At 66.0% G+C, this 12485-nt stretch carries 4 protein-coding genes; all 4 read left to right on the forward strand.

Annotation, left to right across the window (positions count from 1 at the left end):
* Nucleotide 1 precedes the first annotated feature (1 nt).
* Nucleotides 2-8695 (forward strand): hypothetical protein, encoded by an 8694-nt coding sequence (locus tag JW929_04595; protein MBN1438670.1) that lies wholly within the window; start codon nt 2-4, stop codon nt 8693-8695.
* Between the two features lie 291 nt (nt 8696-8986).
* Nucleotides 8987-9994 carry a hypothetical protein gene (locus JW929_04600; protein MBN1438671.1) on the forward strand — a complete coding sequence of 336 codons (1008 nt, stop codon included), beginning with the start codon at nt 8987-8989 and terminating at the stop codon, nt 9992-9994.
* 417 nt (nt 9995-10411) lie between these two features.
* On the forward strand, nt 10412-11410 hold the full coding sequence (locus JW929_04605) for a hypothetical protein (GenBank protein ID MBN1438672.1): 999 nt from the start codon (nt 10412-10414) through the stop codon (nt 11408-11410).
* A gap of 342 nt (nt 11411-11752) precedes the next feature.
* Nucleotides 11753-12485 (forward strand): MerR family transcriptional regulator (locus JW929_04610; GenBank protein ID MBN1438673.1); only part of this gene is annotated, 733 nt, incomplete at its 3' end.

Here is a 12485-nt window from a genome sequence, read left to right on the forward strand (position 1 = left end):
AATGCCATCCGGACGACCGAAAGCCGTTCCCCAAGCCTCCGCCCTGGAGAAATCCGCGCGCAACCTCGCCGCAGGTTCGGGCGCGGCGCGGAGCGGCGCCCGGCCCCTTCACCTGCGGCGGCTGGAACGCTTATCCGAACTGTTCACCCGCGCCTACGGGCGCTTCTCGCACATGGCCGAAGCGAAGCTCGAGCTTCCTTTGGCCGCCGAATGGCTGCTCGACAACTACTACCTCATCCATCAGGCCTTGCGCGAGGTGCGGCACGACCTCCCGGCCGCGTTCTACCGCCAGCTCCCGGCGCTTTCGGATTCTCCCTCCGCTCCGCCGCGCATATACGCCCTGGCCCGGACTCTGACCGCCCGCGCCTCCCTGCACCAAGACCCGGAAATCATCCGCACCTTCACCGCCGCCTACCAGGAGGCGGCGCCGCTGACGATCGGCGAGCTGTGGGCCCTGCCGGCAATGCTGCGCCTGGCGACGCTGGAACGCCTCGGCCGGGCGACGCTGACCCTGCTCGAATCCGCGCGCCAGGAAAATCCCTCCGCCCCGGAACAGCCTCCCGAGGGGGATTTCCTGCCGCCTCCGGAAGAGGGCGAGGGCGAAAGCCTGGTCTCGGACGGGGTGCTGGATCTGCGCGCGATCGACGCCGAGGACTGGAAAAAGAATTTCGAGCGCCTCAGCCTGGTGGAAAGCGTCCTCCGCCGCGATCCGGCCGGCTTGTATGCGCGGATGGATTTCGAAACGCGCGACGCCTACCGCAAGGCGGTCGAGGACATCGCTTCCCGCACGGCCGAATCCGAAACCGCCGTGGCCGAGGCCGCGATCGCCCTCACCGAAGAGGAATGCCGCTGCCGGCAGGCGGGGATGGCCCCGCCCGCTCTGCGGAGTCCGCGCTCGCATCTGTTTTCCACCTCTCCGCGCGGCCGGACGGCCGAATCCGCCCCTCCGCCCTCCCCGCCCGATCAGAACCCGGATTCGGGGGATTCTTTTTACGCCGAAGGTTTCGCCCATGTCGGCTTCTACCTCCTCGAACGTGGCCGCGAAATGTTGGAGCGGCGTCTGCGCATAAAACCCTCAGCCGCCCGCCGGTTCCGGGTCTGGATGGGCGCGCGCATTCTACGCTTCTATCTCGGAAGCATTCTCCTCCTCAGCGCGGCGGCGTGCGCCGCCGGAGCGGTCGCCGCTGAACACTTGGGCGGGGAGCCCTGGCAGATCGCCCTGGCCGCCGTCTGCGGCCTGATCCCCTCCCTGACCATCGCCGCGGGATTGGTGCACGCGGTGGCGCCGCGGCTGATCCGGCCGCACTTCCTGCCGCGGATGGATTTCGAGGAAGGCGTCCCCGACGAATGCCGCACCCTGGTCGTCATCCCCGCCCTGCTCGAGGGGCTGGAGGGGATCCGCACTCTGCTCCGCAGCCTGGAACAGCACTACCTCAACACGCTTGACGATAACCTGTACTTCGCCCTGCTGACCGATTTCACCGACGCCCCCGCCAAAACGATGCCGGGCGACGAAGCCCTGATCGCCAGGGCGCGGCAAGGGATCCGCGCCCTGAACCGCAAGTACGGTTCCGGCGGGCGCGTTCCCTTCCACCTGCTCCACCGCGAGCGCGAGTGGAACGGACGCGAGGGGGTGTGGATGGGATGGGAGCGCAAACGCGGAAAACTGGTCGAACTCCTGCGCCTGCTCACCGGGGAGCAGGCTTCCGCCCACCGCCTGGTCGCTTCCGACGGGGAGCTCCCGCCGATCCGCTACGTGATCACGCTTGACGCGGATTCCTCATTGACGCGCGGCGGGGCGCGCCGCCTGATCGCCACGCTGGCCCACCCGCTCAACCGGGCTCAGTTCGATCCGCAGACCGGCGAACTAACCTCCGGTTACACGGTGCTCCAGCCGCGGGTGCGCGTGTTTCCGACCAACGTCACCCGCACGCCCTTCGCGCGCCTGTTCGCCGGAGATTCGGGGTTGGACCTCTACACCCAGGCGGTCTCGGACGTGTACCAGGACCTGTTTCACGAGGGGATCTACGTCGGCAAAGGCATCCTCGACGTGCGCGCCTTCCACCGCAGCATCGAAGGGCGGATCCCCGAGAACGCTCTCCTCAGCCACGACCTGTTCGAAGGGCTCCTTGGCCGGGCCGGATTGGTGACCAGCGTGGTGCTCCTGGAGCATTTCCCGGACCACTACCTGGCCTACGCCGAGCGGGCCCACCGCTGGATACGCGGCGATTGGCAGCTCTTGCCGTGGCTGATGCCGCGGGTTCCGGCGGAAGACGGCCAGCGGGTTCCCAACTTCCTCTCGGCGTTCGACCGGTGGAAGATCTTCGACAACATCCGGCGCAGCTTGCTGTCGCCTTCGATCCTGGCGTTCCTGCTCGCAGGCTGGTTCCTGCTCCCGCCTCCTGCCCCGCTCTGGACCCTGCTGGCCCTGCTCGCGCCCGGGATATCCCTCCTGTCCGGATCGGCGCTTCATGTGCGTCTGCGCTGGGGAACCCCGTTTCCCTTTGAGAACGTGCGCCCGCTGGGGATGGACCTGGCGCGTTGGGGATTGTCGATTCTTTTTCTGCCCTTCGAGGCGCTGGCGGCCCTCGACGCCGTCGCCATAACGTTGATCCGCCTGATCGTCACCCGCCGGCATCTCCTGCAATGGACTCCGGCGGAGAGGGTTGCGCGCATCTTCCGGCGCAACGAGTCGTGGGCCGTCATCTTATGGCGGATGGCGTCCGGTCCGGCGGTTGCGGCCACGGCCGCAGTCTTGCTGTCCGTTTTCCGGCCCGGGTCCCTGCCGGCCGCGATCCTCCCGCTCGCCTCCTGGCTGATCTCCCCGTTGGCAGCCCAATGGATCAGCCGGCGGGTGGACCGCCGGCCGCCGCCGCTCTCGGCGTCCCAGCGCCGGAAACTCCGTAATCTCGCCCGGCGCACCTGGCTCTTCTACGAAACCTTCGTCGGGCCGCAGGATCACTGGCTGCCGCCGGATCACTTCCAAGAGAATCCGCGCGGTTTGGCCGCTCACCGAACGTCCCCCACCAATATCGGCTTGCTGTTGCTGGCCGACTTGGCGGCCCGCGACCTCGGGTACATCAGTACGCTCGACATGATTCTGCGTTTGAACTCCACGCTCGAGACCCTGCGCGGGATGGAACGACACCGCGGGCATTTGCTGAATTGGTACGACACCCGGACGCTGGCTCCCCTTTCGCCGGGCTACGTTTCCACCGTCGACAGCGGGAATTTGGCGGCCTGCCTGATCGCGCTTTCGCAGGCCGGCCAGGAGGAGCATAGCCTTCCGATCCTGCGCGCGGAACGCTGGGAAGGCCTGATCGATTTGGCCTCGATTCTGGCCGAAGAGCTCGAGCCGGTCGAGGAGACTCCCGGACACAAGGATCTGCGCCGGGCGGCGGACGGACTGATCCGGCGGATCAACGAAGTGAAGAGCGATTCCGACTGCTGGGTGGAACACATCCGCGGGATCGAAGCCGGCGAACTGCCGCAAATGGAGGCGTGCCTGCTGCGGCTGGTCGACGAGCGGCCGGCATCGCTGTCGGCCGAAATCCTGGAACGGGTGCGGATCCTTGGCTCGCGCCTGCGCCACCAGCTGATGAGCATGCGGCGCGACGAGACCCTGCTGCTTCCCTGGAAGGAAGTCTTGCGCGCCGCGCCCGAGTTTTTCACCGCCGCGGAATGCCCCGCCCCCGTGCGCTCCCAGTGGCAGTCCCTTGCGGGGGCGCTGCCCTCCAACTTCAAGCTGGCGGAGTTCCCCGCCGTGTTCCAATCCGCCGCCGCGCGGCTGGACGCCCTCCACCAAACGCTGAAGGAGATGTCCGATCCGGATTCGTCCGACGCTTCTCCGCTGCGCAAAGCCCGGGAATGGTGCCGGCGGCTGGCGGAAAAAATGGAGGTGTCGACCAAGGCGCTTAAGGAAATGCAGGCGGATCTGAACGGCGTTTCCGCCCAAAGCGAACAGCTGATCGCGGAGATGGATTTCGGATTCCTGTTTTCCGCGCGGCGGCAGGTGTTGCACATCGGCTATAACCTTGAGGCCGGAAAACTGGACGACAACCATTACGACCTGCTGGCCTCGGAAGCCCGGCTGACCAGCCTGGTGGCGATCGCCAAAGGCGACGTGCCGACCGCCCACTGGCTGCATCTGGGCCGACCGCTTGTCCGGATCGGCGGATCGCTCGCCCTGCTTTCCTGGAGCGGGACGATGTTCGAATTCCTCATGCCCAACCTGCTGGCTCGGCCGTTCCCCGGCACCCTGCTCGAGCAAACCTGCCGGGCGGCAATCCGGCGTCAGATCCGATACGCCCGCGGCCTGGGCTTGCCGTGGGGGATTTCGGAATCCGGCTTCTACGCCTTCGACGCGTCGCAAAACTACCAATACCGGGCTTTCGGAGTGCCCGGGCTGGGGTTTAAGCGCGGACTGGAAAACGACCGGGTGATCGCCCCGTACGCCTCGATCCTCGCGTTGGATCTGGCGCCGCGCGAGGTGCTGGACAACCTGTCGCGGCTGGAACGGCTCGGGTTGACCGGCCGCTACGGTCTCTACGAGGCGCTGGATTGCACGCCGTCCCGAATCCCTAAAGGCAAATCCTGCGCGATCGTGCAATCCTACATGAGCCATCACCACGGAATGATCCTCGCGGCGCTGGTCAACACCCTCAAAGACGGCATCCTGCTGCGCCGGTTCCACGCCGATCCGCGGATCCGGACGGTGGACATCCTCATGCAGGAGCAATCCCCGGCGGGGATTCCCCTGGCCCAACCCACGCCGCCGGTGATGGCGGCAATGCAAGCCAAGACCGTCCACATCCGCCAGAATCCCTGGCGCGTGCGGGCGCGCACCCCCGCTCCGCAGGCGCACGTTCTTTCCAACGGCCGCTATGGAATCCTGCTGACCGGCGCCGGGGCGGGGTACAGCTGGTGGAAGGACCTGGCGCTGACGCGTTGGAGCGCGGATTCCACCTGCGAAACGGGCGGGACCTGGATCTACGTCAAGGACTTCGACCGCGGCCGTGTGTTCTCCCCCACCTTTCAACCGCTGGCGGCGCCGGGCGGAGAACCCCAAGTCTTGTTCTTCCCGTTCAAGGCCGAGTATTACCGGCGCGAGCAGGGGCTGGCCTTCAAACTCGAGGTGAGCGTCGCCTGCGACGACGACGTCGAAATCCGCCACCTGACGATCACCAACCACACCGACAGCGCGCGCAGGCTGATGATCGCCTCCTGCGGCGAGGCGGTCCTCGCCCCGCCGGAAGCCGACCGCCGCCATCCGGCGTTTAACAAATTATTCGTCGAATCCGAGTTCCTCGAGGACCTAAACGCCCTGCTCCTGCGGCGCCGGCCGCGCTCGGAGCGCGAGTCGTCCGCGTTCCTCCTGCACATGCTGGTTACGCGGCCCGGCGCGCGCTTCACCCTCCTGCGCGAATGCGACCGCCGGCGGTTCCTCGGACGCGGCCGCACGGCCCGCAATCCGGCGTTCCTCGACGGGGACGAACCGCCGCCGCCGGGGCCGGACGGTGCGACGCTGGATCCGGTTTTTGTCCTCGGGCGGGACCTGCGGCTTTCTCCGCGGGCCGCCTCGCGCTCGTCGTTCGTCACCATCGCCGGAGAGAGCCGCGGCGAGGTGATCGCCCTGGCACGCCGCTATGCTTCGCTCGCGGTCCTCGACCGGGCGATCGGGCGGGCGCGCTACGACTCGGAAAACGAAATGCGCGCCTTCGGCGTGGACACGGCCGAATTGCAGACCGCCGGCCGCCTGCTTTCGGCCCTGGTCTACCCCCGCAGCCACTTCCGCGCCAGCGCCCGAATCCTCGCCAGCAACCGCAAGGGGCAGACCGGCCTGTGGGGATTCGGCATCTCGGGCGACCACCCGATTTTGCTTCTGCACCTGAAAAACGAAGATGAGACCGCCGTCCTGCGCGACGTCCTGCGGGCGCACGCCTGGTGGCGGAGGCGCGGGGTCAAGATCGACGTGGTGGTGCTGACCGAAAAGGAAAGCGGCTACGCCCAGGAACTGCAGGGGAAGATCTACCGCCTGATCACAAGCATGGACAGCGGCTCCTGGATCAACCGGCGCGGCGGCATCTTTCTGCTCGCCGCGGATCAGATGACGCCGGAGGACCGGGTGCTGCTCTCCGCGGCGGCGCGGGTGATCCTCGACGGATCGCGCGGGAATCTGGCCGCCCAGCTCGGCGAAGCGCGGGGCAATCCGGCCCGCATGCCGGCCTTTCAGCCGGCGCCGCCCGCCGCCGTGGAGGAGCCCACGCCGCCGCTCGAACGCCCGGCCGGATGGCAATTCGACAACGGCATCGGCGGATTTACTCCGGACGGACGCGAATACCAGATCTTCCTGCGCGAGGGGGAGAACACTCCCCGGCCATGGATCAATGTCATCGCCAATCCGTGTTTTGGATTTCTGGCATCCGAATCCGGATTCGGATGCAGTTGGGCTGAAAACGCCTCGGAGAACCGGCTGACCTTTTGGTCGAACGATCCGGTCAGTGACGAGCCGGGCGAAGCCTGCTACCTGCGCGACGAGGAAACCGCCGCGGTTTGGTCGCCGACGCCTCAGCCCGCTCCCGGAGGCGGACCGTATTGGATCCGGCACGGGGCCGGGTATTCGATCTACGTGCACCAGTCGCACGGCCTGCGGCAGGAAACGCGCGTCTTCGCCGCCCCCGACGCTCCGGTCAAACTGGTCGCGCTGAAATTACGCAACCTTTGGAACCGGCCGCGGCGCCTGACGGCGACCTATTACGCGCGCTGGGTGCTCGGCACCCACCCGGGCATGACTTCCCAGTACGTCATTCCCGAATACGAGCCGGGCGTCAACGCCATCCTCGCCTCCAATCCCTACAACGCGGAGTTCGCCGAACGCTGCGCCTTCCTCGCCTCCAGCCAGCATCCGCACGGATTGACGGCCGACCGGACCGAATTCCTCGGGCGATTCGGCGGATTGCAGAAGCCGGCGGCGCTCGGACGGATCGGCTTGGCCGGGGCCGTGCGCGCCGGATTGGATCCGTGCGCCGCGATCATGGTCCACATCGAACTGCCGCCCGGCGGCGAACGCGAGTGCTTTTTCCTTCTCGGACAGGGCGAGAACCGCACCCGGGCGGTGCGCCTGGCGCGCAAATTCGGCGACCCGCGCCGGCTGGAGGAATTTTGGCGCGCGGCGCTCGAGCGCTGGGACAACCTGCTCGGCGCGGTCCAGGTGGAAACCCCCGACCCGGCCATCGACCGGATGCTCAACCGCTGGCTGGTCTACCAGACGCTCTCCTGCCGGGTATGGGGCCGCTCGGCGCTCTACCAGCCCGGCGGCGGATACGGTTTCCGCGACCAACTGCAGGACGTCTCGGCCCTGCTCCTCGCCGATCCCGCGATCGCCCGCGCCCACCTGCTCGATTCCGCGCGGCGCCAGTTCACCCAGGGAGACGTGTTGCATTGGTGGCATCCGCCCTCGGGGCGGGGCGTGCGGACCCGCATCTCCGACGACCTGCTCTGGCTGCCCTATGCCGCGGCGCATTATGTGGAGGTCACCGGCGACGAAGCGGTTCTCGACGAGCGGGCGCCGTTCCTGGAGGCCGAGCCGCTGAAGCCGGACGAGGACGAACGCTACGCCTCGTTCGAAACTTCGCTCGAGGAGCACACGCTGCGGGAGCACTGCCGGCGGGCGATCGAGCGCGGATCCACCGCTGGGCGGCACGGATTGCCGCTGATCGGCGGCGGCGATTGGAACGACGGCTTCAACCGGGTGGGAGCTGGAGGCGGTGGGGAAAGCGTCTGGCTAGGATGGTTCCTCCACGACGTCCTGGTCCGCTTCGCGCGGCTGAGCGAGCGCGCCGGCCGCGGCGACGAGGCCCGCGCCTGGCGCTCCCGGGCGGAAGGGTTGCGCCGGGCGGTCGAGGAAGCCGCCTGGGACGCGGACGGGGGCTGGTACAAGCGCGCATTCTTCGACGACGGCGCCCCGATCGGCGCGCCGTCCGACGCGGAATGGCGGATCGACTCGCTCCCGCAGTCATGGGCCGTCCTCACCGGCGCCGCCGATCCGCAGCGCGCCGCGCGGGCGATGGATTCGCTGTTGGAAAACCTCGTCCGCCGCGATTCCGGATTGATCCTCTTGGCCGATCCTCCCTTCGACGCGAGCCCGCGCGACCCGGGATACATCAAGGGGTACCCTCCCGGAGTCCGCGAAAACGGCGGCATGTACGTGCACGCGGCGATCTGGGCGGCCTGGGCGGCCCTGCGATTGGGACGCGCCGAGGAGGCGCACGCGCTGTTCGGCATGATCAACCCGATCCGGCGCGCGGATTCGCAGCAGAAGGCGGCCCTATACGAGGTGGAACCGTACGCGGTTGCGGCCGACATCTCCAACCAGCCGGGGCATGCCGGACGCGGCGGATGGACTTGGTATACCGGCTCGGCCGGCTGGCTGTACCGCCTCGGGCTGGAGGGCATCCTCGGCCTGCGGCGCTCGGGCCGGGTGCTGCAAATGGAGCCCTGCATCCCGAAGGCCTGGCGCGGATTCTCCATCCGCTGCCGCTTCGGCCGCACGATCCTGCGGATCGAAGTTCAGAATCCCGATGGGGCTTCGTGCGGCGTGCGGTCGGTGAGCTACGACGGCCAGATCATGATGACCAAAGAGATCCCCCTGCCCGACGACGGCAAGGAGCATCGCGCCGTGGTGGTGTTGGGCTGACCGCGCATCCCGCCCGGACGGATCCCTGCCAGGGTGCTGGAAAAGGCTGTTGGCAGTGTCATTGTGAGCGATCGGAGGGAGCGAAGCAATCTCTTTCTTCCGAGAGACCGGGGGGTTGCTTCGTCGCTTCACTCACCTGGCCTCAAGTGCGGGGTTACCTCCAATAATCTCCAAAGAACCTCCATGGAATCCATATACGGCGGCCGTCGGTGGTTTTTCCAAAATATTCCATGTCATAATAGGCGTAATTGAATTTAAAAGAACCGCACAGCCACCCGCAAGGGAGATCCCATGAGCCAGCACACGTCCCGATCGATCCGATGGATCCTCTTGGCCGCATCGTTGGTGCTTGGCGGCGCCTGCATCATTGAAGCCGCCGCCGGACCCACGCCCACCCCGCAGGTGGTCGTGGGTCCCGGGGACGGCGATTCTTCAACCCGGGAATCGGACTCCGTCCCCGCCACGCCGGAAACGCCGCTTGAACTGACCGCGACCTGGACGCTCACCCCCGAACTTACCGCCACCGCGACGATCGATCAAGTGACGATGACCGCCGGGCAGGACCTGAGCTGTGTGACCGGCCCGCATTGGGTCCTCTACGAATGGGTAGCCCGGATCGAGGAGGGGGAAACCGTCACCCTGCTTGCCCGCGCCTGCCCGGAATGGGAGGAGTATTATTTCGTCCACAAAAGCAGCGGCACCCCGGCTTCGTGCTGGGCGTTCGGCGGCAGCTCGGCGATCCATGGCGATCCATCCATCCTGCCGATCCGGGAAGCGCCGCCGCTGCCGCAGATCACCCTCACCGTCCAGAACAAGACCTATCTGCGCCTGACCAACCTTCGCATGCGCCCCAAGGACGAAACCGTCTGGGAAACCAACTTGCTCGCCGCGCACGAAATCCAGGGACAGGAGACGTACGGATTGACGATCACAGCGGGCTTTTACGACATCCGCATCATGGACTATCGCAGCGGAGTTGTGTATGAAGCCTACGATGTCCCGATCGGCGCGGAACCGAGCTCGAAGACCATCGTCCTCGACGGCCGGTATACCGTCAACATCCACAGCGAATCGACTCTCGCGTTCTGCCAGGTCCATATCGAATCCTTCGATCACGCTTACAACGCGGATTTGACGATCCCCGGGGACGGCCGGATCTCCCCCGGAGAAGACGTAACGCTGGAAGGCCTGGGCGGAGCATATGTCATGCAGCTGTCTGCCTGCAGCGGAAGCACGGGCTCGTACGGGATAGCCGGCGCGTACATCGGCCCCGCCACGCGCACCTACACCGTCCACTGATCCGCGGCCTCTCCTCCCGGCTCCGGCCCGGGGCGGGTTTTTGGCCGTCCGGGAGGGATTTTTTCCAGCCGAATAAGGAACCGATCAAACCGGAATTCTCGCTGGAACGCCGGCTTGTCTTTTCCCGTTGAGGCCGCGCATAAGCTCGTCGGCCGAAAGCCGCATCGCGGCAGGAATACCTGTTCTGTAGTCCGAAAACCACCTCCCTCTTCGTCCATCCCCCGCGCGCTCATGGATCCGGCGAATGCGCTTTGGAAAATCTCCAGAAAATGATCCGAAATCCTGCAGACTCTGGATTCTGCCTCTTATCCGTGCCATACTGGATGCATACGGTTGCAACCCCCGGGTTTCGAAAGGGCCGAGGTTAGGCGGGACTGCAGACCCACCCGTCTCCGGATCGAACCCAAGGAGAAAAAAATGAAAATCCCATCTCAACTTTTTTCACGGATCCTGCTTCCCCTTGCCGCCGCGGCCTGCTTGAGCGCCTGCAATCTCACCCTGGCGACCGTCGTCCAAGGCACGCCCCAGGTGATCGTCGTCACGGCGACTCCCCAGTCCGGGGCGGGCGAATCGCAGGGCCAGCCGCCGCCTGCGGGTCAGGAAACGGCGCCGACCATGACCCCCAGCCTGACCCTGACGCCGACCATCACACCCACCGCCACGCCCGCCCTGCCCGCCATGACCGCCGGGCAGGACCTCAGCTGCGTGGAGGGGCCGCATTGGATTTTCTATGAATGGGTGGCCAAAATCGTCGAGGGCGAAGTGGTGACCCTCACGGCTCGCTCGAGCGCGGAATGGCCGGATTATTTCTACGTCCGAAAATCCAACGGGACCGAGTGCTGGGCGTTCAGCGGCAGTTCCACCATCTCGGGCGACACGTCGACCTTGCCCGTGCGGGAGGCGCCGCCCTTGCCGGAAGTCGAGTACACGATCGAAAACAAAACCGGGCTGCCCGTGGTAAGCATCCTGATCCGTGAGAAAGACGCCGCCGCTTGGGGGGCCAACAAACTCACCGCCACGCTGGTCCCCGGCGCCACCTTCAGCCTGACCTTGACGGCCGGGTACTACGACGTCCTGGTCCAGGATTTGGCCGCCGGAAAACTCTACGAAAAATACGATTGGCCGATCGGATCCGATCCGAATTACCGCAACATCGCCCTCGACGCCGAATTCGAATTCTATATACAAAACAACTACGCCTTCGACCTTTGCCGGCTGGACGTCAAACCGTCGGGCGGGGCGTGGAAAACGCTCCACGGCGCGGCGGACGGAAACATCACTCCGGGCAACCGCTTCACCTTTTCGCTCCTGCCGGCTTTCTACGATCTGCGGATCTGGCGTTGCTCGGGTCCGCTGATAATCGACGCCGCCAACGTCTACTTCGGACCGTCGCTTCCGGGATACAACATTCCTTAACCGTCCGATCCCCGCGCTTGACGCACGGAAGCCGTCCGCCGTGACCGCGCACCTCCGGGTCATGGCAGACGGCTTTTCCTTTGTCGCCCCGTCGTTTCCCCTTCCGGACGGAAGCCCATTTATCGGTAACCAACCAGAGTCGCCTCGAAAACGCGGCTGGGACCATGCCCTCGAATGCGTCTTTTGTCCGTTGGCCCCCGATCAGCGGGCTGTGCTTCTCGGGGGAGGGTAAGGGAGAGGGAGGATCGAGGAGGAGGCTTGACTCTATAGCGGCTGTAGAGAGTATATTGTCTGCGAAGATCTTCATCCGGGCCCCGGATGGGCCCTCCCTCGAGGAAGGCAATGCTACGCATCGGAGATTTCAGCCGCATAGCCCGGGTGTCGGTTCAGACCCTTCGCTACTATGAAGCCCTCGGCCTGCTCAAACCGGTTGAGGTCGACCGCTTCACCGGCTACCGCCATTACGCCTTCGACCAGCTTCCCCGGCTGCACCGGATCCTGGCGCTCAAGGATCTGGGCCTCTCGCTCGAGGAGATCGCCCGCCTGCTGCGGGACGAACCCTCGACGGAGCAGTTGATGGGGATGCTGCGATTGAAGGAGACGGAACTCGCGGAGCGGGTGGCCGAGGAGCTCCAGCGCCTGGAGCGGGTCCGCACCCGGCTGCGGCAACTGGACGAGGAGCAGACCATGCCAGACTACGAAGTGATCGTAAAAAAGCTCGAACCCCTGCGGGTGGCCGGTTCGCGCGGCAAGATCCCGGTTTACTCGGAGCAGTTCCCGCTGTGGCGCGAGCTCGGGACGCATCTTTCGGAAAAGAAAATCCAGCCCACCGGCGCCTGCCTGACGCTGTATTACTCCGAGGAACCCGAGATCGACGCCGAGGTATGCGAGCCGGTGGCGCGGGACTATCCGGATACCGGGAAGGTGAAGTTCCACACCCTCCCGGCGGTTAACCAGGCCGCCTGTGTCGTGCACCACGGCCCATTTGCCACCATCGGCGGCGCCTACGGATTCCTTTCGAAATGGATCGAAGCCAACGGATTCGAATGCGTCGACGCGGTGCGCGAGGTGTACC

The sequence above is a fragment of the Anaerolineales bacterium genome (assembly GCA_016928575.1).
In the GTDB taxonomy this organism is placed as follows: Bacteria; Chloroflexota; Anaerolineae; order Anaerolineales; family RBG-16-64-43; genus JAFGKK01.

Coding starts and splice junctions, on each gene's coding strand:
- JW929_04595 (MBN1438670.1), top strand. CDS start 2: ATGCCATCCGGACGACCGAAAGCCGTTCCCCAAGCCTCCGCCCTGGAG.
- JW929_04600 (MBN1438671.1), top strand. CDS start 8,987: ATGAGCCAGCACACGTCCCGATCGATCCGATGGATCCTCTTGGCCGCA.
- JW929_04605 (MBN1438672.1), top strand. CDS start 10,412: ATGAAAATCCCATCTCAACTTTTTTCACGGATCCTGCTTCCCCTTGCC.